The 24,581-nt window shown below is 47.9% G+C and carries 15 protein-coding genes and 1 pseudogene; 14 read left to right on the forward strand and 2 right to left on the reverse strand.

Translation table 11 applies throughout. The features are described 5' to 3' along the window. Positions 1-213 precede the first annotated feature (213 nt). The 9 genes from PHQ97_07155 (at position 214) to PHQ97_07195 (ending at position 17,204) form a co-directional block, all read left to right on the forward strand. Complete coding sequence (locus PHQ97_07155; GenBank protein ID MDD4392511.1) at positions 214-1,419, forward strand: HRDC domain-containing protein; 1,206 nt, start codon at positions 214-216, stop codon at positions 1,417-1,419. A 51-nt stretch (positions 1,420-1,470) separates the two neighbouring features. Further along, positions 1,471-2,073 carry a CocE/NonD family hydrolase gene (locus PHQ97_07160; GenBank protein MDD4392512.1) on the forward strand — a complete coding sequence of 201 codons (603 nt, stop codon included), beginning with the start codon at positions 1,471-1,473 and terminating at the stop codon, positions 2,071-2,073. A 39-nt stretch (positions 2,074-2,112) separates the two neighbouring features. Then, positions 2,113-2,895, forward strand: coding sequence for a hypothetical protein (locus tag PHQ97_07165; protein MDD4392513.1), 783 nt, complete (start codon positions 2,113-2,115; stop codon positions 2,893-2,895). Positions 2,896-3,853: 958 nt separating this feature from the next. Continuing rightward, entirely contained in the window at positions 3,854-4,138 is a 285-nt protein-coding gene (locus PHQ97_07170; protein MDD4392514.1) for a hypothetical protein, read from the forward strand. A gap of 774 nt (positions 4,139-4,912) precedes the next feature. Then, positions 4,913-5,593: a response regulator transcription factor gene (locus PHQ97_07175; GenBank protein MDD4392515.1), complete on the forward strand. Its 681-nt coding sequence runs from the start codon at positions 4,913-4,915 to the stop codon at positions 5,591-5,593. 716 nt (positions 5,594-6,309) lie between these two features. Further along, positions 6,310-10,632, forward strand: coding sequence for an amylo-alpha-1,6-glucosidase (locus PHQ97_07180; GenBank protein ID MDD4392516.1), 4,323 nt, complete (start codon positions 6,310-6,312; stop codon positions 10,630-10,632). A gap of 244 nt (positions 10,633-10,876) precedes the next feature. Further along, positions 10,877-13,426 carry an alpha-glucan family phosphorylase gene (glgP, locus tag PHQ97_07185; protein ID MDD4392517.1) on the forward strand — a complete coding sequence of 850 codons (2,550 nt, stop codon included), beginning with the start codon at positions 10,877-10,879 and terminating at the stop codon, positions 13,424-13,426. Between the two features lie 109 nt (positions 13,427-13,535). Then, entirely contained in the window at positions 13,536-15,056 is a 1,521-nt protein-coding gene (locus tag PHQ97_07190) for a glycogen/starch synthase (GenBank protein ID MDD4392518.1), read from the forward strand. Between the two features lie 120 nt (positions 15,057-15,176). Continuing rightward, entirely contained in the window at positions 15,177-17,204 is a 2,028-nt protein-coding gene (locus tag PHQ97_07195; GenBank protein ID MDD4392519.1) for an alpha amylase C-terminal domain-containing protein, read from the forward strand. Between the two features lie 949 nt (positions 17,205-18,153). Here PHQ97_07195 and PHQ97_07200 read toward each other — a convergent pair. After that, positions 18,154-18,441, reverse strand: a complete 288-nt coding sequence (locus PHQ97_07200; protein MDD4392520.1) for a hypothetical protein — start codon at positions 18,439-18,441, stop codon at positions 18,154-18,156. 41 nt (positions 18,442-18,482) lie between these two features. On the opposite strand from PHQ97_07200, the gene PHQ97_07205 reads away from it, so the two are divergent. Together PHQ97_07205 and polA are read left to right on the forward strand one after the other, a co-directional pair. Next, positions 18,483-19,061, forward strand: a complete 579-nt coding sequence (locus PHQ97_07205) for an HDIG domain-containing protein (protein ID MDD4392521.1) — start codon at positions 18,483-18,485, stop codon at positions 19,059-19,061. A 38-nt stretch (positions 19,062-19,099) separates the two neighbouring features. Further along, a complete protein-coding gene (gene polA, locus PHQ97_07210; protein MDD4392522.1) occupies positions 19,100-21,778 on the forward strand; it encodes a DNA polymerase I in 2,679 nt (892 codons plus the stop codon). 57 nt (positions 21,779-21,835) lie between these two features. On the opposite strand, the gene PHQ97_07215 is transcribed toward polA, so the two are convergent. Next, positions 21,836-22,021, reverse strand: coding sequence for a hypothetical protein (locus tag PHQ97_07215; protein MDD4392523.1), 186 nt, complete (start codon positions 22,019-22,021; stop codon positions 21,836-21,838). Positions 22,022-22,531: 510 nt separating this feature from the next. Between PHQ97_07215 and queF the strand changes: the two genes are divergently transcribed. The 3 genes and pseudogenes from queF to PHQ97_07230 all read left to right on the forward strand — a co-directional run bounded on the left by queF (position 22,532) and on the right by PHQ97_07230 (position 24,379). Next, entirely contained in the window at positions 22,532-22,942 is a 411-nt protein-coding gene (gene queF, locus PHQ97_07220; GenBank protein MDD4392524.1) for a preQ(1) synthase, read from the forward strand. Positions 22,943-22,991: 49 nt separating this feature from the next. Next, positions 22,992-23,930, forward strand: coding sequence for a hypothetical protein (locus PHQ97_07225; protein MDD4392525.1), 939 nt, complete (start codon positions 22,992-22,994; stop codon positions 23,928-23,930). A gap of 146 nt (positions 23,931-24,076) precedes the next feature. Then, positions 24,077-24,379 (forward strand): annotated as a pseudogene (locus PHQ97_07230) (ISAzo13 family transposase). Positions 24,380-24,581 lie beyond the last annotated feature (202 nt).

The raw sequence follows: 24,581 nt of genomic DNA on the forward strand, positions 1-24,581 counted from the left end.
TTTTGTCCGTCTTCTGCGTCAACCCGTATGCACACTTTGATACGCCTTGAAGACGAACAGGTAAGCGGGTATGTGAGGTTCCGAATATTCTGTGCAATCCTTGTGGATTTTATTCTTTCCGTGCCCCTTAACCTTAAATGGGTAAATGAATTATTCTTAATAATCCAAAACATTTATTTTTAGGTGAAATTATATGTCGGGTCAAGAAAAAAAATGAAAATGAATATGTATCCCAAGGCCAAATATACATTTATAACTACGGTATCGGAACTGAAAGCGATTGCGGCGGCCTTTGAAAAAGCACCGGTTGTGGCCGTGGACCTGGAAGCCGATTCCATGTTCCATTATAAAGAAAAAGTTTGTCTGATTCAAATGGCGACAGCCAATGACAGCGTGATCATCGATCCGCTCCGGATACAGGATCTGTCTTCATTGCAACCCGTGTTTGAAAGACGCGATATTAAAAAAATTTTCCATGGGGCTGATTACGATATCCGGTCATTATACAGGGATTTTCAGATTGAAATCAACAACCTGTTTGATACACAGCTGGCCTGCAGGTTTCTGGGGGTCAGGGAAACCGGGCTGGAGGCGGTGATTAAACAGAGATTTAATATCCCCCTCGATAAACGATTTCAAAAAAAAGACTGGTCCATTCGTCCTTTGCCGGAAGAAATGGTTGAGTACGCGGCCAAGGATGCTATCTATCTGGTCTCCCTTGCAGGGACGCTGGAAAAAGAATTGATTCAAAAACAGCGTCTGGGCTGGGTGAATGAGGAATGTGAGCTGCTATCCCGGGTAAGGTCGGCAAGCGTGGAAGATCAGCCCCTGTTTGTCAGGTTCAAAGGCGCCGGGAAACTGGACCGTCGTTCGCTTGCGGTGCTTGAAGCCCTTCTTCAATATCGGGATAGCGTTGCCGGGAAAAAAGACAAACCGCTTTTTAAAATCATGTCCAATGATTGTCTGTTGAAAATTGCCATATATAAGCCGACAGATCTGGATCAGCTGCAACATCTCAATGTCTTGAGCCGGGCACAGATTGGCATGTATGGAAATGCGCTTGTCAACGAAGTCGTTCAGTCTTCAAAGATCCCATCGAATAAGCTGCCGCTGTATCCACGTAAAAGAGCCCAGATGCCGGAGCCCGAGGTGCCATGTCGAATCGGTGCATTGAAAAATTACCGGGATATGAAGGCGGAGCAACTCGATATTGATCCTGCGCTGGTATGCACCAAGGCTCAAATGGGATCAATTGCTATCCGGAATCCGGCCAATGTCCGGCAACTGGCTGAATTAAACGAGTTGAGGCAGTGGCAGCTGGAAGCATTCGGAAGTGAAATGGTATCGGCTTTGAAGAATGTGGAAAACAATTGCGTTGATACGGATGGGGAAAAGCATACGGTTACCGTTGACATGTGACAAAGGGCTAAGGCTAAAGAGTTAAGGTCTCACGACCCACGACGGGTGTCTATGAAAAAAATATCGTTTGTTTCGGACTCCTTTCTGCTGGAAGCGCTTCTGGATGAGGGCTATCAACAACATAAAGGGGTGGTAATTACCCACCCTTACCCCCTGCTGGGGGGTGATATGTATAATATCGTCGTTGAAACGATTGCCGCTGTTTACAAGCAAAAAGGCTATACCACCCTGCGGCCGAATTTCAGGGGGACCGGAAACAGTCAGGGCGTGTATGATAATGGCGCAGGGGAAAGCCGGGATGTCCTGGCGGCGCTGTCCTGGCTGGTTGAAAAGGGTTTTACGGCCATTGACCTGGCCGGTTATTCTTTCGGTAGCTGGGTGAATGTTCAGACAGCTACCGGTGATGTGCCTCTGCAGAATCGGGTGATGGTATCCCCTCCCGTTGATTTGTTCAAATTCCCCGATCAGGCCCTTCCGGCGCTGTCGCTGGTAGTCTCCGGCGATTCTGATCAGTATGGCTGTTCGGAATCTGTCCGCCGGATGATGCCCGTTTGGAATCCTCACGCTCATTTTGAAATTATGCCGGGGTGTGACCATTTTTATTCAGGATACCTTGACGATCTCAGAATGATTTTGTCAAAGTATATTGGTTAGCGGGTTGACCAACGTCTTCAAAGCGAGGGAGAAAATGTGATGTCTTTTAAGGAGAATCTGTTAAAAAAAATTGATATTAAAAAAATGGCAAAAAAAGTGATCGATTCTACAGGACCGTCCGAAAGCGGCCGGAGGGTGGATAAGGCCACGATGGCCCGACTCCTTGGCATGGGGCCTTATGTGTATCGAAAAGAAAGGGATCTGGATCTTTACCTGTTTGAGGGTAAATCGGAAAAGCCCCTGATTCTGGTCCTGGATAATGATTTGCCATTTTACCGTACCACGGTTGAGGATGTGGTGCTTCGTAAGAGCCCGATCGTCAAGGAAATGATCAGCATCCGCAATGCCATAAAAATTCTGAATGATTCTGATGTGCTGGTGAGTAAAAAGGAGGCGTCTGTTAAAATGGTTGCAAAAGAATGTATTGACCTTTTGCAACTCTCGTACACGGAATCGGATCTGGATGACATCGCTGAGGATGGGCTGACGGCTCTGAAACTCGAGGATTCGGACGGGATGGTGGAATGCCTCTCCTTGTTTTCCGAGCTGCTGGAATTTGAGCCCCCCCCTGTGCAGCTGAGAGTAAAATATCATGAAATCGTTGGTGAACTTACACTTCAGGAAAACGGTAAATATGCGTATGGGCCTGTTGTGATCTATAGCCTGGAGAATAATAAACTCCGGATGATAGAGGGAGAAATTGAAAGTGACGATAAAGCCGGCCAGGAATATTTCAAGCGTGTGGTCACGGGCAAAACGAGCGCTTCAAGAGAAGGTGAAGACGTTTTAACATATCTTAAACGTCGGGTTTCGTATAAATAACAACGGATGTACCGGATAATATTCGGTGCCCATCCATCCATCCATCCATCTGCCTGTCTGTCTGTCTGTCTGTCTGCCTGTCTGCCTGTCTGTCTGCCTGTTTACTAAGAAATGGCCATTGACAAGTTTTATTCTCCTGAAACCGGATGGTACAGAGTATCCCCTTGTTTACCACAACGCCATTTCAGAGATGATCAGAAAAAATTCGCTCCTCAGGATTTTCACCCGGTAAAATAGATGTTTTCCCTTATGGACAAACCGGGCCGGAATATAAATAATTGGCAAGTGTGATGGCGTTTTTGATCAGTGCTTTCCGGCGCTTTCGATCTGCCGGCAATTGAATCTGTCAATGATAAATGAGCGGCTCCAGCCCATTGTGAAAAAGACGCAGTTCTGTCCGCGTATTTGCGCATTTTTCGATTTTTTTTGATAACGATCCCGATCGTGAATCCCGGTAATCAGTAATTATCGGTTTTATTTTGTAAATTAACGGCGGCATCTCCGCGCAATCTTTTTTGAGATGCCTCTAAATACAGGAGCGGGGGTGATGGCATCCAATTTTAAAATTGTTATGGATCAGCAAAAGGATACATTATACTTGAGATTGACCGGCGATTTTGATGGTTCATCAGCATGTGAGCTGTTTAATGTGTTAAGGAAGAATGGATGCGATACAATCCGGATTGTCATATGCACCGATGAATTGAGGAATATTGTTCCTTTTGGCAGAGATGTATTTCGTCAGAATCTCTGCCGTCTCAATGCTTTGTCCAGACGTATTTTTTTCAGTGGCGAAAAATCGCGACAGATCGTTTCCGATAGTAAATTTGATATGAAATTATTGAATCGGAGGGATGGGTCCTGAACCCTCAGGCTGCATGGAAGCGGACAGGCCCGGGAGGAAAAAAATAAACCGGGGTTGTATATCCGGAACAGGCAACCGGAATAATAAAAAAGGATGGCTGAATTCATGCACGGATGTGAAAAAGATCGATACGACTCTGTCGCCGGGGTCTTGCTCCAAAGGCTTTTTCTGAAAAAATTAAATCTGATAGAGGCTCGAAGATTAATCAGGGATGTGTGTAATATAATTCGTGATGGTGAACATGTTTTTTCCGAATCAATCAATGGCAAATTGTTGTGTCTCGGCTGGAAAGATCAGCTTGTCGACAGGTTTTCTTTTGAACTTATCCTGTATCTGATTGAAAATAAACTGGATGGTGACGTAATTCTCTGCCATTGATATCCTGCCGTACATTCATTTCCAATTTTCCGCTTTATTTTCTCTGCTCCGGTCAGTCATGAATCCGTTTTTTTGAAATCTATCCCGGTTCGGCTGGGGGGGCGTTTTTATGGACAGGAAATTAAGCCCGTCTGTGTAAATAAAGCCTGTTCAATAAATATTTCATATTTTCGATAAAGTATTGACTAACTTTTACTGTATGATATTAAGTGACAATAATGTATCATCTGTGTATCGTCTGTAATATGTCATAAAGTGATTCTCTCGTTATCTGATATGCGGTAATGGTGAACAGATTCTATCGGTGTTGCTGTACCGTCAGTACTTCTTGCGAATTTCATATCGTCAGGTTGCAATAACCTGCTGAATAAATTTTGTTTTAAGCATAGGCTTCAGACAGCTACCATCCGTAGAACTTGCTGTTCTAAAGATGGGCGCCAAAGCGTGCTCCAATCCGAAACCCTCATTTATGGATGGGGACGGGACAAAAAAATGGATGCATGTACGCTGACTCAGGGGATATATCATTACGCCATGAGCGCTGAATGCTTAACAGGTTGCTGAAGAACCGGGCATCAGAAAGCCATACGGCGTTGCGCAGCTTTCGGCAAGGCTTACATATGCCGAATATGCTGCGTTTGTCCAATTGCCGCGCGTTTTGTCCGGCGCCCCGATTTTTGCCGAGGCCCTCAGGTAAAATATACTGCCCTGACTCATCTCGGGACGGGTGTCATTTTCCGTGCTGTGGAGACAAAAACATCAAGAAGGATAAAGATGGTGGTTCAGAAAAAAACAATATTAATTATTGATGATCATCCTCTTTTCAGAGAAGGTTTAAAGGCCATCATCGGTCGGGATGAGAATTTTGAAGTGGTTGGAGAGGCTAAAAATGGTCGTTATGGACTTCGGCTGGCCAAAAAGTATAAACCTGATCTGGTGGTGGTGGACATCTCTTTACCAGATAAAAACGGGATTGAACTGACCCGTGAAATTCGGAAGATGCTGCCCCGGACCCGGGTGATGATTGTCAGCATGCACTCGAAAATCGATTATATCGCCGAAGCATTTCAAGCGGGTGCGACCGGGTATGTTGTCAAGGAATCCGCTTCGGAAAGGCTTTTGCAGGGTCTCGATGCCGTCATGAAAGATGAATATTTTCTGGACAGTTCCGTATCCCATGAAGTGGTTGGAAATCTGATGAATCTTCCCAGGCGGGAAGCCAAGATTATCAACGGGGCATATGGGGCACTTACTCCGAGAGAGCAGGAAATAATGCGGTATCTGGCCGAAGGAAGTTCCACCAAAGAAGTGGCGGAAAAATTGTATATCAGTCCGAAAACCGTAGAAAATCACCGTGCCAATATTATGCACAAGCTCGGACTTCATAGCTCAATGGAGCTGGTTCGATATGCGGCCAAACTCGGATTGATCGATGTAGATCTCTGGAAGGGGTAATACGGGAAACCGTTATTCCTGCCTTTAAAACCCGTTGACGCTGTTGTTCTGCCACTGAACGAGGTCTGTATCGGCATGACTGTATCGCGTTTTGCTTGTTCGGCCAGGCGCTTCCTGCCGGATATCGGATCTGTCTTCGGGACCGCATTGAAATGGTTCTGCCGTTCTTTTTGAGTTGACAGGCAAATATCATTTTCTTAATATAAGGTTAATTCGACGCGGATCGTTTGAACCCGCAAAATTGATGAACTTTCAAAAATTACACACACCCGTCATTTCCGCGCAGGCGTGAATTCAGAACATATTGAAATTAATGTGCTTATTTTTTTGATGGAATGAAAAATAAGCTCTGAATATGACTTTTTACATAGCCATCAAAATTGACTGTCTGTTGATTATATCAAAACTGTTTACGGGAAAATTGTAAAATTAATGACACCGCCTTTTGCTGATGGCGGTGGCCTTTTTCGCATGATATCCACAGGCGGTTCCGGCGTAAGCGAACGCCCTGATGCCTTTTCAACGGAAACGAAATATTTGCTGAGCATATTTTAAAGAAGATATTGATTCCCCAGCCTTTATGATAAATTACGACAGTAATTGATTCTCACTCTGAAAAAATACATGATTAAAAGCCTTAAAGATTTCTGACATTAGCCTGCTGATTCTGTTTTTCGCGTTAACCATTGGCGGTTTGACCGATATTGGATTCGTTGATGAATATTCGAGAGATCAATTCTACGGGGTATTCAAAAGCCTTGGTCCAGTTGCCTGAACCCGGCACCCATCATCTGATGTTCCGTGGCGACAGGATTTTATTTTCATTGAAGTTGCCGGCGGACTGGAAGGGCAGCGCCTGGCTTCGCACCAGCATCGGCCATGCAGATATTCAACGACGGGAAATTATCCGAGGGGTGACATGTGATGAAACGCCGCTGGGCCGTGACTGGTTCGATATCCCGATGCGGCGCCTCACGGCCCGGGATTTCAGGCTAATTCTGCCTTTATGCGAGGTCGGACATTTTGAAGCAAAATGTTTTTTCCTTCCCGAAGGAGATATGCTTCCGAAGTGGCCCGGGGGCGCCAATACCGTCATCAATGTCGAGCCGGCAGACACGTGTTGTGCCAATATCGTCTATAATGCGTTCGTGCGGCAATTCGGCCCGAACAAATCGGACGGCAACTATCTGATGGATGATCAGAATATCCAGTCGCTCGATCGAAAGGGATACACCGTTATCCCGCCTTCCGGTACATTTCGGGACTTGATCCGGGAACTTGATTTTATCATCGGAGAGCTGGGTTGCCGGTTTATTCAACTGCTTCCGATCAACCCGGCCCCGACGACCTTTGCCCGGATGGGCCGTTTCGGAAGTCCTTATGCTGCGTTGAGCTTTACGGCTGTCGATCCTGCGCTGGCTGTTTTTGATTCGAAAGTCACGCCGCTTGAACAGTTTGTCGAACTGGCAGATGCCGTACATGAACGAAATGCAAAAATTATCATCGATCTTGCCATCAACCATACCGGCTGGGCGGCCGGTCTTCATGAAACCCACCCTGCATGGCTGGCCCGGGATCCGGAAGGACGAATCGAAGCGCCCGGTGCCTGGGGGGTTGTCTGGGAAGATCTGACACGTCTTGATTACAGCCATACGGATTTGTGGCATTATATGGCGGATGTGTTTCTCACCTGGTGCCGTCGGGGGGTGGACGGGTTTCGATGCGATGCCGGATATATGATTCCTGTTTCAGCATGGAAGTATATCGTGGCCAGCGTTCGTGAGCAGTATCCGGATACGGTTTTTTTTCTGGAGGGGCTGGGGGGAAAAGTGTCGGTCGCGAGAGATATATTAAATGTCGCTAATTTCAACTGGGCGTATTCCGAACTGTTTCAGCATTATGACCGGCGGCAGATCGAACTTTACCTTCCGGTTGTCAGGGATATCTCATGCGGGGACGGGATACTGGTTCATTTCTGTGAAACGCATGATAATCCGAGATTGGCGGGCCGTTCGACCACGTATGCCCGGATGCGGACCGCTCTTTGTGCGCTGCTGTCAGAGTGTGGCGGATTTGGATTCGCCAACGGGGTGGAGTGGTTCGCCACCGAAAAAATTGATGTTCATGGCGCGCCATCGCTCAATTGGGGATCTTCAACCAACCAGGTCCATCACATCCGGCGGCTCAATCGTTTATTGAGGACTCATCCCGTATTTCAAGCCTGCAGTGAACTCATATTCGTCCAGCAGGGAACTGGTAATCACGTGGCGATAGTCCGGCATCATATTCCTACCGGAAAAAGGCTGCTGGTGCTGGTGAATCTGAACGATCAGGAGCAGACAACGGTTGAGTGGGACTGCCGGCAGGTAAGGATGGACGGGCCGGAATTCCGGGATCTGCTTTCCGGGGAATCGGTTCAGGTGGATTTGACAGCCGGGCGCGGGAAAATTCTTCTGGAGGCCGGACAGGTGCTGTGCCTGAGCGATGACCCGGAAGAAATGGAATGGATTCGTCAAGAAGTCCCGAAAGCCTTTGCGCTGCCCGATCGTATTGTAATCCAGCGGCTTCAGGCCAAGGTGCTGGATGTATTTCGGCTTTACCATGGTATTGGTGATGCGGGGGCCTTTGATTTGCTCAAGGCTGCTGAACAGTTTCAGTCCGACCCGGTTGAATTCTGCCGGAAAATGAATCCGGTGAGTGATGAGCCCCGGGTGATTACCTGGAAATGGCCGGGGGATGTGAACCGGCAGGTGATGGTTCCGCCGGGTCATTTTCTTATGATACGGTCAACCACGTCATTTCACGGGACGCTCATGGATCAGGATCGGGCTGTTTGTCATGAAGAAAGTCTGCCATGCGGGGATAACGCCTTTTTTGCGGTGTTTTCCCCATTGTCCCCCATGGATTACCATAAGGAATATAATTTAAAATTATCGGTTTACACGCCCGGCCATTGTCAGCATGTCAACGCGCCGTTAGTATATCTTGCAAGGGCCGAAAATGCCAGGGTGAACCAGGTTTTTCACCGGCCCGAGATGCTGCGTCATCCCTTTCTGATGATGGGAACCAATCGCCGGGGTGCGATGATGAGAATCCCGGTGTCATGGGGAACCCTTAACAGCCGTTATGATGCGCTTCTGGCCGCAAATCTTCATCCGGATTATCCTGAAGATCGATGGATCATGCTTTCAAGATGCCGGGCATGGGTAGTATTCCAAGGCTATTCACAGCAATTGGGTATGGATTGTCTGGATTCCTGCGGGTTTGACTACACGTCAAAAGCATACTGGAAATTTTACGTGCCAACCGGTCAGGGGGAACATGTCCTGCTTTGTCTGGAAGCCCGGATGATACAGGAGCAAAATTCGGTTCAGTTGATGTTCTACCGTTTGCCGGGGAAAGATGGGCCCGGAGTTCTCGATGATTCAAAAGAAATTTTGCTGATACTGCGCCCGGACATTGAAAACCGCAATTTTCATGAAACCACCAAAGCCTTCAAGGGACCGGAACATGACTGGCCGGATGCGGTATCATCGGACCCGGACGGGTTTTCATTTGTTCCGGATGCTTATCATCGGCTGGATTTGAGAATGCCCGGAAGCAGTTTTGTGCGGGAACCGGAATGGCATTACATGGTTTTTCATCAGAAAGAGGCCGACAGGGGACAGGACCCGCATTCGGATCTGTTCAGTCCCGGCTATTTTTCGGTCCGGATAAATGGATTTCAGTCTTACGTACTTACGGCATCCATATCGGCGCCTCAGGTCGGACGATCGGTAAAAGAACAACGCGAGAGTGAATCGTATACCCGCCTATCCGTCACCGATATGACACCCTCCTGTGAATTGAAAGCGGCGCTCGAATTGATGCTGGATTATTATCTTGTCAACAAAGACGGGGGAAAAACCGTTATCGCCGGCTATCCATGGTTTCTGGACTGGGGACGGGACAGCCTGATTTTTGTCCGGGGGCTTATTGCGGCAGGCAGAACCCGGGAGGCCAGAGCGGTGTTAACACAATTTGCCCGTTTTGAAAAAAAAGGAACATTGCCCAACATGATCCGGGGCATGGATGCCTCAAACCGGGATACCTCTGATGCCCCACTGTGGTTCTGCCTGGCCTGTTCGGATCTTCTCAGGGCTGAAGATGACAGGGCATTTCTTGGAGAAGATTGCGGCGGCAGAACGATTCGGGATATCCTGTGTTCAATCGCAGATTGGTATGCGGCCGGTGTGTCCAACGGTATTCGGATGGACCCGGAATCCCGTTTGATTTTCAGCCCCTCTCATTTTACATGGATGGATACCAACTATCCTGCCGGTACTCCCAGAGAAGGCTATCCCATAGAAATTCAGGCACTGTGGCATTCGGCGTTATCATTTATGGCTCAGGTGGATCACTCAGGGCGCAGCGGGGAATGGAAAAAAATGGCCGGGCAGGTCAGCGCTTCTATTCTTGAATTCTTCTGGCTTGAAGAGGATGGCTATTTTTCCGACTGTCTCCATGCGCCCGCCGGAAAACCGGCAAGTCAGGCAGATGCGGACAGTGCCCTCAGGCCGAATCAGCTGCTGGCTCTTACACTTGAAGCGGTTACCGATAATCGTGTGTGCAGGAATGTCGTTGCCGCGTGTGAAGAGCTTGTTGTTCCCGGGGCTATCAGAAGTCTGGCGGATCGACCGGTATGCCGGCCGCTTCCGATAGTACACAGGGGAAACGTGATCAATAATCCGCATCATCCCTATCAGGGAAGGTATCTCGGAGATGAGGACACCCGGCGTAAGCCGGCGTATCATAATGGGACGGCGTGGACATGGCTGTTTCCTTCTTATTGTGAAGCACTGGTCAAAACCTATGGCGATGAAGCCAGAAAGACGGCATTGTCGTTGCTTTCCAGCTGTACCAGAATCATCAATGCCGGTTGCACCGGACATGTGCCGGAAATTCTGGATGGTGACTATCCCCATGATCAGCGCGGCTGTGATGCTCAGGCATGGGGATGCAGTGAGCTGTACCGGGTCTGGACGCTTTTGAGCAAATGACGGTTCAGGTTCAATCCCATCGCTGCATAGGGTTTTTGGGTCGTTGTTCAAAAATAACCATGTAACATTATAATGTCGTAATCGGCATTAGGGGCCGCAACGAAATGGTTGGAAATGTAATGGTTATTTCGTAACGGCCCCCTAATCTTTTACCTCAAGCACAGTGCTCCTCAGCCCGTCCGCAGGCCGCTAATTCATCAGTTTCAGCAAGGCACTGAACAAATCGTAATCCGAGGTGAGCGTTATGAGTCGTTTGCAAACGTATCAGATATTTCCGGCTATACCGGAAAAATTAATGTTTCTGGAAATCCTTTCCCGTAATATCTGGTGGAGCTGGAATCATGGTGCCAAAGAGCTGTTCCGCCGGATAGATACGAGGCTCTGGGAAGAGGCTGAACGCAATCCTATCGTATTTTTGACGTATATTTCACAAAAACGGTTTAAAGAGCTGGAAAATGATAACAGCTTTCTGTCGCATCAGCAGCGGGTAAAGGAACGGTTTGAAAAAGAGATCAGCTGTGAGGTCGACAGATCGTCATCCGTATACGGTCCGGATGGGGTGATCGCCTATTTTTCCATGGAATTCGGTCTTCATGAAAGTCTTCCCCTGTTTGCCGGAGGCCTGGGCATTCTGGCGGGGGATCATCTCAAGGCCGCATCCAGCCTGAAAATACCCCTGGTCGGGGTAGGTCTGCTCTACCGGCAGGGCTATTTCCAGCAGTTTTTAAATCATGAGGGCTGGCAGCAGGAGGAGTATCCGGAGAACAGCATGTATCATCTTCCCGTCGAAAAAGCCCTTGATATTTCAGGAAAATTTGTCCGGGTGAGGGTTTCTGGCCCGGATGGCGATATTCAGGCCGATGTCTGGAAACTGATGGCGGGACGTATTCCGTTGTATCTTCTGGATACCAATCTTCCGGAAAATCCTTCAAAGATACGGCATGTTACGGCACGGTTATATGATGGTGACCCCAAAACGCGGTTGGCCCAGGAAGTCCTTCTGGGAATCGGAGGGCTGCGTGCGCTTGCTGCCATGGGGATTGATCCAACTGTATGCCATATGAACGAAGGCCATTCGGCATTCTGCAGTATTGAGCGAATTGCGCAAACCATGTCCAGGCGCGGGATGGAGTTGAAATATGCCAAGGAGTATGTTCCCAGGACCACGGCATTCACGACCCACACGCCTGTGGCTGCGGGGCATGATGAATTTCCGGTGGATATGGTCAGGCCTTACATCAAGTCGTTTCAGCAGGTTCTGGGAATAAGGGACAGTGAAATATTATCATGGGGGCAGCCGGTGGGATCAGAGCCTTCAAGGCCTGTTTCCATGTTTGTGCTGGGGCTGAGGATGTCTCAGTACTGTAACGGAGTCAGCCGGCTGCATGGCACAACCGCCCGAAAGATGTGGGCGCATGTCTGGCCCCGCTGGCCCGAAGATGAAATACCCATTGTGCATATCACCAATGGGGTTCATGTCCCCACATGGATTTCCCATGAAAATGATTTGCTTTTCGAACGATATCTGGGTCCGGAATGGACGACGAATTTCTTTTTGCCGGAGATTGCCGGCAGGATTGATGAAATTTATGACGAAGAGCTCTGGCGGGCGCATGAAATTTGTCGATCCCGTTTGATACGAAACTGCCGAAAGCTGATGAGCAAACAGTACGGCAGGCGCAATGCCCCCAAGAAGGTGATGAAGGAAGTTGAAGGCATACTGGATCAGGACGTCCTGACCATCGCTTTTGCCCGGCGGTTTGCCACTTACAAAAGGGCTGAGCTTCTTTTGCAAGATACCGGGCGCCTGGAGGCAATGATCAATCATAAAGACAAGCCGGTTCAGTTGATATTTGCAGGAAAGGCGCATCCGAAAGATCGTGAGGGCAAGGAGTTGATTCGCCGGATCTTTCAATTTGCCAAATCCGCCGATGTGCGGCACAGAGTGACGTTTCTGGAAAATTACGATACCTATATTGCCAGGCTTCTGGTTCAGGGGGCTGATGTATGGTTGAATCTGCCTCGTCGTCCGCTGGAAGCTTGCGGAACATCAGGGATTAAAGCGGCGCTGAACGGGGTCCTCAACGTCAGTGTACTCGATGGGTGGTGGTGTGAGGGCTTTTCCGAGGACAGGGGCTGGAAGGTTGGCAACGGAGAGGTCTATCCTGATGCCCAGTATCAGGATGCGGTAGAAAGCCAGGCGCTGTTCAATGTCCTGGAAAATGATGTAATTCCGTGTTTTTACGAAAGAGATGTCGGAGACCTCCCGCTCAGATGGCTTTATATGATGAAAGAATCCATGAAAATGGTATTGAAACAGTTCTCCTCGCATCGGATGGTTTCTGATTATGAAAATCAGTGTTATATCCCTTCGGTTCGGCGCTCATATGAACTTCTCGAGCATGGTTCAGCTGAACTAAAAAGTCTTACCCTGCAACATGAACGGCTGATGAGCCTCTGGAATGCCATACGTGTCGATCTTCAGGTCCGGGGAGAGGAAGGCCCTTTTCGCGTCGGAGAAGACTTTCCGGTTTCCGCAGATATATATCTTGGAAAGCTCATGCCAAATGAAGTTGATGTCGAGCTGTATCACGGGGTGGTTCGATCGGTTGAGAAAATTTCGGATGGAGAAATCATCAAAATGGATGTCTCCGAAGATCTCGGAAATGGCCGCTATCGGTATGGATGCACAGTGACCTGTGAAAAAGCCGGCCGTTACGGATTTACCGTCAGGGTAAAAGCCCGGGGGGATAAGTGGATCACCACGGAACCGACATTTTTAACCTGGGCATGATCCGGTAAGGGGTTGACCGGGTCAGTGAAATAATACGACCATAATTTCATAAGTTTCATACATACGACATCGTTCAGATGCTCGTTATCGATAAAAGGAAATGATTCATATGTCCCCTGTATATTCCAAGGACCCCCGCATATTGATTGTAACGCCGGAGGTGACGTATCTTCCAAAGGGCATGGGTAACATGGCCGACGGCCTGACAGCCAAAGCCGGCGGATTGGCGGATGTCTCCGCTGCATTGATCAGCGCCTTGTTCAGTCAGGGGGCTGACGTTCATGTGGCGTTGCCCGATTATCGTGCCATATTTAATGTTCCGTTTGCCCCGCTGTTGAGAAGGGAGCTGGATACCATAAAAAGTTCAATGCCGGAGGACAGGATTCATCTGGCAGAAGATCGGGTTTTTTTTTATCGGGATTGTGTCTACTCTAATTATGAGGAGGAAAACTCGAAGATTGCGCTTGCGTTTCAAAGAGAAATCCTGAACAATATCATTCTTAAAGTCCGACCGGATCTGATTCACTGCAATGACTGGATGACGGGATTAATCCCTGCAATGGCAAGGCAGCTCGGGATTCCGTGCCTGTTTACCATACACAATATTCATTCGGACAAAAATACGCTTTCCTATATAGAAGACAGGGGCATTGACGCCGCCGCATTCTGGCAGCATCTGTTCTATGAGCGAATGCCGCTTCATTACGAGGAAACCCGGGAAACCAACCGGGTGGATTCGCTGGTCAGCGGGGTCTTCGCCGCTCACTATGTCAATACGGTGAGCCATACCTTTTTGATGGAAGTTGTTGAAGGCCGTCATGGTTTCATGGACGGGCTGTTAACCCGGGAGCTGGCAAATAAATGGCGTGCCGGGTGTGCGGTCGGGATACTCAACAGCCCGGACCCGTCTTTTAATCCGGTAACGGACAAAGCGCAGTGCTGCCGGTACGGCCCCCATGACCATGTGAGGGCGAAAAAGGAAAATAAACTGTTTCTTCAGAAAGCAATGGGGCTGATTCAGGATCCGGAGGCCCCCGTGTTTTTCTGGCCGTCACGGCTGGATAAAATCCAGAAGGGGTGTCAGCTTCTGGCCGACATCCTTTATGATGTCATCACCGCATACTGGGACCGGAATCTGCAGATTGTATTTGTTGCCAGTGGTGAATTTTTTAATCATTTCAAATCGATCGTCGATAAACACGGATTTTATGAACGCGTGTCCATGAGTAATTTTGATGAGAAACTGTCCCGTATGGCATATGGGGCGTCAGATTTTGTGCTGATGCCCTCGGCATTTGAACCCTGCGGGCTGCCGCAGATGATAGGCCCTATATACGGATGTCTTCCGGTTGCGCATGATACCGGCGGAATCCATGACACGGTGACCGATATGGATGTTGAACATGATACGGGCAACGGCTTTCTGTTTAATACGTTTGTTCCGGATGGGCTTCTGTGGGCCATTCAGCAGGCCATGAAATTTTATGACCTTCCGGAACCGGTAAAGCGCCGTCAGGTTGAACGGATAATGACCGAGAGCATTTCGAAATTCAATTATTCGGTGACGGCAAAACAGTATATTGCCCTTTATGAAAAAATGCTTCAGCGTCCGCTTAGAGTTGCCTCGTAACGTGTTCTTTCTACGGTTGCATAACTGTTTTTTTGTCTGACATCGGGCCTGTCTCTGAATAATCGGGTTGATGCGGGAAGCCGGCAATAATGTGTCGTATTTAATCAAAGTCGAATGCATATGAAAAACAGTCCGCTGCAGCGAATGCTGTCTGCCGATCCGTATCTTCGTCCCTTTGCCGGGGTAATCAAGCGGCGAATCGAGCACAGGGGACAGATGGAGGATAAGCTGACATGTGGCCGGATGCCTCTGGCAGATTTTGCATCCGGCCATGAATATTTTGGACTGCATCTTCGAGATCGTGAATGGGTGTTTCGTGAATGGGCACCCAATGCAACGGCCGTATATCTGATCGGGGATCTGACCGGCTGGCTGGAAGATAAACGTTTTGCCCTTGAGAAAATATCCGAAGACGGGGTGTGGGAAATTCGACTTCCTTTTAATGAAATGGGGCATCAGGATTTTTACCGGCTTTGCGTTCACTGGCCGGGCGGCAGCGGCGACAGAATACCGGCATATGCCCGGCGAGTGGTTCAGGACCCGGTGACCCGGATTTTTAATGCGCAGGTCTGGCATCCTCCCACGCCTTATCAATGGGAAAATCCCGTATGTACCGGTGTGCCGGAGCCGCTGTTTATTTATGAAGCGCATGTCGGCATGGCTCAGGAAGAGCAGAAAATCGGCTCTTATGATGAATTTACCCGTCATACTCTGCCCCGCATTATTGACGCCGGGTATAACACCATTCAGTTGATGGCCATTTGCGAGCATCCTTATTACGGATCTTTCGGGTATCATGTGTCCAGTTTTTTTGCCGCATCGTCCCGGTTCGGTACCCCGGATCAGCTCAAGCGGCTCATAGATACGGCTCATGGCGCGGGACTGAGGGTGGTCATGGATATCGTCCATTCGCATGCGGTTTCAAACGAGGTCGAAGGGCTCAGCCGCTTTGACGGGACCCTCTATCAGTACTTTCATGAAGGCCCCAGGGGAATACACAAGGCATGGGGATCCCGTTGTTTTGATTATGCCAAACCTCAGGTGCTTCATTTTCTCTTGTCCAACTGCCGGTTCTGGCTGGATGAATACAGGTTTGACGGGTTCCGGTTTGATGGCATCACCAGTATGCTTTATTATCATCATGGCCTCGGGGAGGCGTTTACCTCATATGATCAGTATTTCAGCGACATCGTCGATGAGGATGCGCTTGCCTATCTGGCGCTGGCAAACAAGGTCATCCACGATGTACGATCCGATGCCATCAGCATTGCCGAAGATATCAGCGGAATGCCGGGGCTGGCAATGCCGCTATCCTCAGGAGGGACAGGGTTCGATTATCGGTTTGCCATGGGGATTGCCGATTACTGGATAAAACTTGTCAAGGATATGCAGGATGAGCACTGGCAGATGGGTTCTTTGTGGTATGAACTGACCAACCGGAGAAGAGAAGAAAAGACCATCAGCTACGCGGAGTGCCACGATCAGGCACTGGTGGGAGACAAAACCCTGATCTTTCGTCTTATTGATTCAGGCATGTATCATGATATGAATGTGTCCGGGAAAAATCTTCGGGTTGACAGGGGCATGGCGCTGCATAAAATGATCCGGCTGATTACGATGGTCACGGCCGGCAATGGATATTTGAATTTTATGGGCAACGAATTCGGTCACCCCGAATGGATAGATTTTCCCCGTGAAGGTAACCGCTGGTCTTATTACTATGCCCGACGGCAATGGCATCTGGTTGACGATTCCAGTCTCAAGTTTGGTTTTCTGGCCCGGTTTGATAAAGACATGATACGGCTCGTTAAGCAGTATCAAATTCTCCGGTTCTCCGGAATGCATCTGCTGCATGAGCATTCGGAAGATAAAGTGATCGCGTTTGAACGTGGCGGTCTGATATTTGTGTTTAATTTTCATCCGTCATTGTCACATGTGGACTACCGGATGGAGGCGCCTTCTGGTAAATACCAGATGATATTTAACAGCGACTCACCGGAATACGGCGGTCACGGCCGCCTTGTAACGGATCAGTATCATGATACCATTGGATATCAGGCCTGGGGGCATAGCAGATATATGCTCAGTCTTTATCTGCCAACCCGCACGGCGGTTGTCCTGAAGCCGGTGTCTCCGCTCCAGCGATAGCCGGAAGGTCCCATGTCCATAGGCGCTTTTCCGCGCTTTAAATCATATTCTCTTCATAAAAGACTGCTTTTTATAAATTATCCGCCGGATTCCGGACTGATTCGCAATATATATAATCGAATTCAGGCGGTTGAATGCCCCCATCCTTTTTAATTTCGCAAAGATACTGCGTTTCAGAAAATATCCCAAACCATTATATATAATATAACATGCTGATAACATATAATTAATCATTCGTTTATTTCAAGGCATGATACCCGGAGGAATATCCCCGTTTTCCGCCTGGATCCGTATGGTGTTTTTGGCGCCGGCATAGGGTAAATTCCCATTCCATAGGTAAATTTTCTTATAAAAATGAATAGGTTAATCTATAGACAATCAACACGAAAAGTTAATATTAATGTATCAAGATTAATCCTCAAGTAATCGTATCATCGCTGAAAGTCAAATCGTTGATATCTTATTAATCATATTTGAACAGACCAAAGGAGGCATTATGATTTCATCACCTTGCAAAAATTGTCCAAACAGGCATCTTCCCAAGGATATTTGCTCAAAAAATTGTAAATTACTCCATTCGGTTCAGGAATTTCAGGTTTCATCAAGAGAAAGCGGTGATTCTCCAGCCATAGACTATTGTGAAGAGACAAGGTTCAGTATAAGGCTTTCTCCTCAGCAGATATTTGGAACGTTCTGATCTCATAAATGAGGTTTGTTTGTTTTGATTTTATATAATGATGATAAATAATTATGTAGCAATTGTAATAGTTTTTCAACTGGTTACCAATCAGCTTTCCATATATGTTTTCCCTGTTCTGGGAGAATTTGTTTTCTTTTGATTCCTTCGCAATCAGTTTCCGTCGTCCAGTTCAATTTTCAACGTTAAATGTATGGCAGATACCATTTCATGATGACAGTAGCATCCGCAGGTACCCGTTGCGGCTTAGGCTCAGGTGATGATATCGGCAGGGAACGTTTTAACGGATTGAGTACTTGAAAAAAGGTGTCTCGGGCGGAGCCCCCCCTCGAAGGTGTTGTTCTGTTTGAATTTTCCGAGCACCACTTTTTTGAAAATGTTTCGGATTATATAAGAAAGCAGAGCCAGAGCCGGCCCTGCTTTTTTTTTGAACGGCATCCGGGCATCGTATCCTTGTCGTTTGATATGAATGATGGTATGAATCGCAACAGAATATTTGATGGGAATAAAATCATCCTGCACTGAAAAATGCAGGATCATGGAAGAGGTTATATACGCCAATCCGACACAGGAGCCGCATCATGTCCGATACGATCAGTTCGGGAATTTCAAGAGACGAAGCAATGCTTCTATTGAAGCAGTATTTGAAAAATGAAAAGCTGATTTCACATAGTATCGCCTCGGAAGCCATTATGAGACATCTGGCGAAAAAACTTGGAGAAAATGAACATGCCTGGGCAATCGCCGGATTGCTTCATGATCTGGACTACGAGATCGTGGATGAGGACCCCGCGCGTCATGGTGACGTTGCGGCCCGGATACTTGAAGAAAAAGGGGTCTCCGATGTGATCGTGAACGTTATCAGAAAACACAATGCCGAAGGCCTCGGACTCGAGCGGGAAACGCTGTTTGAACATGCGCTGGTGTGTGCGGAAACCATTACCGGTCTCATTGTCGCAACGGCGCTGGTGTATCCGGATAAAAAGATTTCTTCCGTGAAGGTGAAATCGGTTACCAAACGGATGAAAACGCCCCATTTTGCCCGGACTGTCAGTCGTGAACGCATCCTGGAGTGTGAAAAACTGGGTTTTGAACTGAATGCGTTTGTGGCCATCAGTCTTGATGCCATGGCACAGATCGCCGACCAGATCGGATTGTAGGTTACGGGGCCTCGGCCCTGATAAGGGATGCCTGTTTTATGGAAACGAAAAAAACGCTGTATTTGATTGACGGAAGCGCCTTTATTCACCGGGCGTTTCATGCCATTCGCAATCTGTCGAATTCAAAAGGACTGCCGACCAACGCTGTATTCGGGTTTACCCGGATGCTTATGAAACTGATCGAGGATCGGTCACCGGCCTATGTGCTCATGGTATTCGATGCGAAAGGGCCGACGTTTCGTCATGAAATCTACAGTCAGTATAAGGCCAACCGCCCCCCGATGCCCGATGCGTTGTCTGTTCAGATTCCCTACATCAAAGAGGTGACGCGGGCTTTCAATATTCCGCTCGAAGAAAAAACCGGATTTGAAGCCGATGACCTGATCGGCACCCTTTCCCGTCAGGCGGAACAATCCGGTTTTTCTGTCGTGATGGTTACAGGGGATAAGGACTTCATGCAGCTGGTAACCGCCGATGCCACGATTTGGGACCCGATGAAGGATAGAACCGTATCGGTTGATTCCATCCGGACAGAATACGGGCTCGAACCCGGTCAGATGATCGATGTGATGGGCCTTTCCGGCGACAGCTCGGACAATATTCCCGGCGTTCCGGGAATCGGTCCTAAAACGGCGCTTTCCCTGATTCAATCGCATGGGAGTATTGACGGCCTGTATGAGCATATTGACAGCGTTTCCCGGAAAAATCTTCATGATAACCTCATCCGGCACGAGGAACAGGCGCGGCTGAGCAGGCATCTGGTTGTGATCGATACCGATGTGCCGGTTCAATTTGATCCGGACGCCTGTAAAATGGGCGCTCCCAACGCAGATGCACTCTACGGCCTGTTCAAGGAGCTGGAGTTTAAACAACTGTGCGAAACCTTTTCCAGACCGTCGGATCAGTCACAGAAGCAGTATCATGCCGTGATGAGCGAATCCGGACTGACCCATCTGATTGATCAGCTCAAGTCCGCAGGGCTCTTTGCCCTGGATACGGAAACCACATCCGTAAATCCGATGCGGGCAGATCTGGTGGGTTTGTCGTTTTCGACACGGGCCAATGAAGCGTTTTACATCCCCTGCGCGCATCGATATCCCGGCGCTCCGGAACAGCTTGATCTCAAATACGTATTGAGCCGGCTTCAGCCCGTGTTGGAAAATCCGGACATCAAAAAGATCGGGCAGAATATCAAATATGACTGGATCGTCCTCAGCCGTAACGGGATAAGGCTTTGCGGGGTATTGTCCGATACCATGGTGGCATCTTATCTGATCGATCCGTCCAAACGGGCGCATAATCTGGACCAGATTGCACTGGATTTTCTCGATTACCGGAAGATTTCCTACCAGGAGGTTGCCGGCAAGGGCAAAAATGCCTCGGGCTTTGAACAGGTTCCCGTTGAAAAAGCGGTGCCGTATGCCTGCGAAGATGCCGATATCACGCTGATGGCATACCATGAACTTAAACCCAGACTGGAGAAACTCGGGCTTTCCGAATTGATGAATGACGTTGAAATGCCCCTGATTCCCGTGCTGATGAAGATGGAAATGAAAGGTATCTGTGTGGACAGTGATCGGCTTCGCTCATTGTCCAAAACTTATGCACATGAGCTGGAGCAGCTTGAAGAACGCATTTATGCGGTTGCCGGTGAAAAATTTAACATCAGGTCATCCCAGCAGCTGGGATGTATTCTGTTTGAAAAACTTCGTCTTCCGGTACAGAAAAAAACCAGGAAAAAGACCGGATATTCTACGGATGTGGATGTGTTAAAAACCCTGGCTTCGGGGCATGAACTGCCGGCACTGTTATTGCGTTACAGAGAACTGGCAAAGCTTAAATCTACCTATACGGACGCCCTGCTGGAGCTGATCCACCCGGAAACCGGTCGAATTCATACCTCATACAACCAGACGGTGACGGCTACCGGCCGGCTGAGCAGTTCGGACCCGAATCTTCAGAATATCCCCATTCGTTCTGAAGATGGGAAGAACATTCGCAGGGCCTTTATTCCCAGAGAAGGCTGGCGTCTGCTTTCGGCCGATTATTCTCAGATTGAGCTTCGCATTCTGGCGCACTACTCGGATGATGAGATTCTGATCGACGCGTTTCTGAAAGACGAAGATATTCATACCCGAACGGCGAATGAGGTGTTTCAGGTGTTTCCGTCGATGATTACCGATGAACTCAGGAGACAGGCCAAGGTGATTAACTTCGGTATTATTTACGGGATGAGCCCCTTCAGTCTGTCAAGAGAGCTTGGCATCAGTCAGAAAATGGCAAAAACATATATTGATAATTATTTCAGGAGATACAAAGGCGTTAAGCGGTTTATTGATCAGACGATCGAAGATGCCGGAAAAACCGGGCAGACCAGCACCCTTTTAGGGCGTATCCGGCTGCTTCCGGATATTAACAGCTCAAACCGGACGGTTCGTCAGTTTGCCGAACGAATTGCCATCAACACCCCGATTCAGGGCACGGCAGCGGATCTTTTGAAACTGGCCATGATCAAGGTGGATGCCGAGTTCCGGAGCCGCAGCCTTCAGTCCTCGATGCTGTTGACCGTACACGATGAACTGATTTTTGAAGTGCCGCCGGATGAGCTTGCAGCCGTCAAGACCCTTGTAAAAGACGTGATGGAAGGTGTCTGGGAATTTAAAGTCCCACTGAAAGTCAATATCGATTCCGGGAAAAACTGGGCAGAAGCCCACTGAATCTTTTGAAGATATTCATTCAGCGGGAATTTGATGACATTTCCGTATGGATACGAGTTATGAAGGGGGATCCTGTTTCGGTTTATCGGAAGAGGATTCCGGTTCGGTTACCGCTTCTTTGACCGTATGATAAATATCGAAAAATAAATCGCGGAACCCGGTCGGTGAAACGCGTCCCAGTTCGATAAATTTTACAACGATTTCTTTGCTGGTTTTGAGAATTTGATCGTCACGTGAATTCATGCGGATGCCTTTTGATGATAATTAATTGTAATTGTTATGCTTTGCTACCAAAAAAACAGGCTCGTGTCAATAAGATTATAGGCGGTCAGCAAGGCCGGCATCCCTGGGTTGTATCTGGCGGTGACTGTCGGTTCCGGACGCCATCTTTGAGCATTCCGGAAAATTAGATGCGGAAGACGCGGATTTTTGAATCCATCGGTTCCGTGAGACCGGGTTCTAATAGATTGACAAAAGTTTTTAAATTAATTAGTTTCCATTCATAAATGGTCTTTTTGCCAAATCTCTGCGTCAATCTGCGGGATTGTTTGTGCGGCGTACCCGCGTATGCCTCCGCATAACCCATTGCATTCTTTGACTTTTGGCAAAAATTTTCATTTCTGTATTGGAAACGCCCGCCAGCGGCCATCTTTTTAAAACGGATTTTATGGATGGATACTGTCGGAGGATACACGTCCAAAATGCTGTACTCGTGATGGCAGCTGAAATTTATCGTGAAATACAGGAGAATGAATGCTCGAAAATTCTGACAGACCAGTCAACGATATGATAAAAACCATCGAAACGATTAATGCCGGCGTTCTTGATGTCATCGACTATCAATACCGGGGCCTGAGAGATATTGATATCATGATTCGACAGCCTGAATTTACGTCCGTGTGCCCGATGACGGGATTGCCTGATTTTGGAAGTATCATTATTAAATACCGGCCGAATCAGAAAATTGTCGAATTGAAGTCGCTGAAGTATTACCTGCTTCAATATCGTAACGTCGGGATATTTTATGAACATGTGGTCAATCATATATTGGAGAATCTGGCTGAGGCCGTAAAGCCCAAGTATATGCAGGTGGTAGGCGATTTTACCGCACGAGGCGGCATAACAACACAGGTTACGGCCGAGTATGAGGAAAGAGATGAATAATAGCCATATGAAATCAACCCGGACGAGATCAAACCCAAGGAATTCAAAAATGACCGGTCGAAGATCGGTTCTGATCGTTTTATCTGTTGTAATCGCGTTTGTTTTCTCCGCAGCCGGTTGTACGACCGTGTCAAATCTGAAAAAAACCGGAAAAAAAATTGTTCAGGATATTCGGTTTAAAGACCCATCACTCGTAAAAAAAATCGGCATTGTTCGGATTGTGAACAGGAGCGCGTATCAGGGGCAGGGCATTGAAAAAAGATTACAGGATGAACTGGTTCAGAAATTGAAATCTCAATATGCCTATGCCATGTATGTGACATCGGAGCATCCGGGGAGCGGGGTTCTGCTTGAGGGGTTGCCGGTAAACAATACAGGCGGAACAGATAATCTGAAGCTGGTCACGGCAGGACGAGCCTCCGGCTTTAATGCCATCGTAAATGCCGCCATAACCGATATTTCGCAGAATAATGAAACACACGGCTGGTTCTGGTTTAAATCCGACCGTCGCCTGATTCGAATGACGGTTTCCCTGGAGGTCTATTCGATGTTGACAGGCGCAAAGCTGCTGGATGAATCGCTGGTTTGTGAAACAGAGCTTGAGGAAGCCGTGGCGCTTGAGGAAGGGGCATTGATTCGGAATCTGCCGGAATTGACAGCTACCGTCAGTCAAATGGCCTTTGATTCAGCGGAACGTATTTGCGATATCATCAGCTCCGATCCGTGGACAGGTTACGTGATATCCGTCGCCGGAGACAAGCTCGTGATATCTTCAGGAAAACAAACGGGGTTGCTGCCGGGAGATCTGCTTGAAGTCTATGACGGCTCACAGGTTGCCGAAGGCGTCGGCGCACAGCGGTTTTTCATGCCCGGAAAAAAACTGGGGCAACTGAGAATCACCCGCGTGTTTGAAGACCGGGCCGAAGCGGAACTTGCTTCCGGCGACAATGTCCGTGAAGGCTGCACGGTCTCCGGCAATAACGGGTGATGGCGGTCAGGTGTTTCGAAGGTTTTCATAGCAAAATTCTGTTCAAATTCAGATGACAGAATCAGCAGCGATTTAACGCCAGGCATAATTTTGAACTTCACATAACATGCCTTATGTTGAGCTTAACATAAAGCAAATTATGTGATCAATACGGACTGACAGTATTTGTCAGCCATTATCCACCAGGATCATCCAAGTGGAATTCGATCGAATATCGTTTATTTTCTGAAATAAGCAAAAATTGGGCAGGTCGTCCGTTGGATTCTTATGAAGCAACACTCAAATATATTCGAACGACAAAAACCTCTTCAGAATTGAAAGTTAAAGCCCATTTTGTAAGAAAAAAATATGCAACAGGTGAAAGAATACCAGATAGACAAATGAAAGAATTATCGATAGAAAAACATGAAGGATTGCCTAACTGGAACTATACTTTAAAACCCGCGTAAAAATGTGAAGTTATTTTTGAGTGGGCCCTAAGCCTTCAAAGACATTTCTTGTTTTTTTGATAGAGCTTAACCCAAGTTCGCCAAAATTGATGGCGTAGAGGGTGAAATTTGGCCAAATTGAGCCATATATGAGGTCCTGATGGCAAACGGAATTTCCGAACACGTATTGCCTATGCTGGAGGCCCTGGTTGTGGGACGACTT

This window comes from Desulfobacterales bacterium, assembly GCA_028704555.1.
GTDB lineage: Bacteria > Desulfobacterota > Desulfobacteria > Desulfobacterales > JAQWFD01 > JAQWFD01.

Excerpts from the sequence above, each read along its gene's own strand:
- PHQ97_07155 (MDD4392511.1), top strand. The coding sequence starts at position 214 with ATGAAAATGAATATGTATCCCAAGGCCAAATATACATTTATAACTACG.
- PHQ97_07160 (MDD4392512.1), top strand. The coding sequence starts at position 1,471 with ATGAAAAAAATATCGTTTGTTTCGGACTCCTTTCTGCTGGAAGCGCTT.
- PHQ97_07165 (MDD4392513.1), top strand. The coding sequence starts at position 2,113 with ATGTCTTTTAAGGAGAATCTGTTAAAAAAAATTGATATTAAAAAAATG.
- PHQ97_07170 (MDD4392514.1), top strand. The coding sequence starts at position 3,854 with ATGGCTGAATTCATGCACGGATGTGAAAAAGATCGATACGACTCTGTC.
- PHQ97_07175 (MDD4392515.1), top strand. The coding sequence starts at position 4,913 with ATGGTGGTTCAGAAAAAAACAATATTAATTATTGATGATCATCCTCTT.
- PHQ97_07180 (MDD4392516.1), top strand. The coding sequence starts at position 6,310 with ATGAATATTCGAGAGATCAATTCTACGGGGTATTCAAAAGCCTTGGTC.
- glgP (MDD4392517.1), top strand. The coding sequence starts at position 10,877 with ATGAGTCGTTTGCAAACGTATCAGATATTTCCGGCTATACCGGAAAAA.
- PHQ97_07190 (MDD4392518.1), top strand. The coding sequence starts at position 13,536 with ATGTCCCCTGTATATTCCAAGGACCCCCGCATATTGATTGTAACGCCG.
- PHQ97_07195 (MDD4392519.1), top strand. The coding sequence starts at position 15,177 with ATGAAAAACAGTCCGCTGCAGCGAATGCTGTCTGCCGATCCGTATCTT.
- PHQ97_07200 (MDD4392520.1), bottom strand. The coding sequence starts at position 18,441 with ATGATCCTGCATTTTTCAGTGCAGGATGATTTTATTCCCATCAAATAT.
- PHQ97_07205 (MDD4392521.1), top strand. The coding sequence starts at position 18,483 with ATGTCCGATACGATCAGTTCGGGAATTTCAAGAGACGAAGCAATGCTT.
- polA (MDD4392522.1), top strand. The coding sequence starts at position 19,100 with ATGGAAACGAAAAAAACGCTGTATTTGATTGACGGAAGCGCCTTTATT.
- PHQ97_07215 (MDD4392523.1), bottom strand. The coding sequence starts at position 22,021 with ATGAATTCACGTGACGATCAAATTCTCAAAACCAGCAAAGAAATCGTT.
- queF (MDD4392524.1), top strand. The coding sequence starts at position 22,532 with ATGCTCGAAAATTCTGACAGACCAGTCAACGATATGATAAAAACCATC.
- PHQ97_07225 (MDD4392525.1), top strand. The coding sequence starts at position 22,992 with ATGACCGGTCGAAGATCGGTTCTGATCGTTTTATCTGTTGTAATCGCG.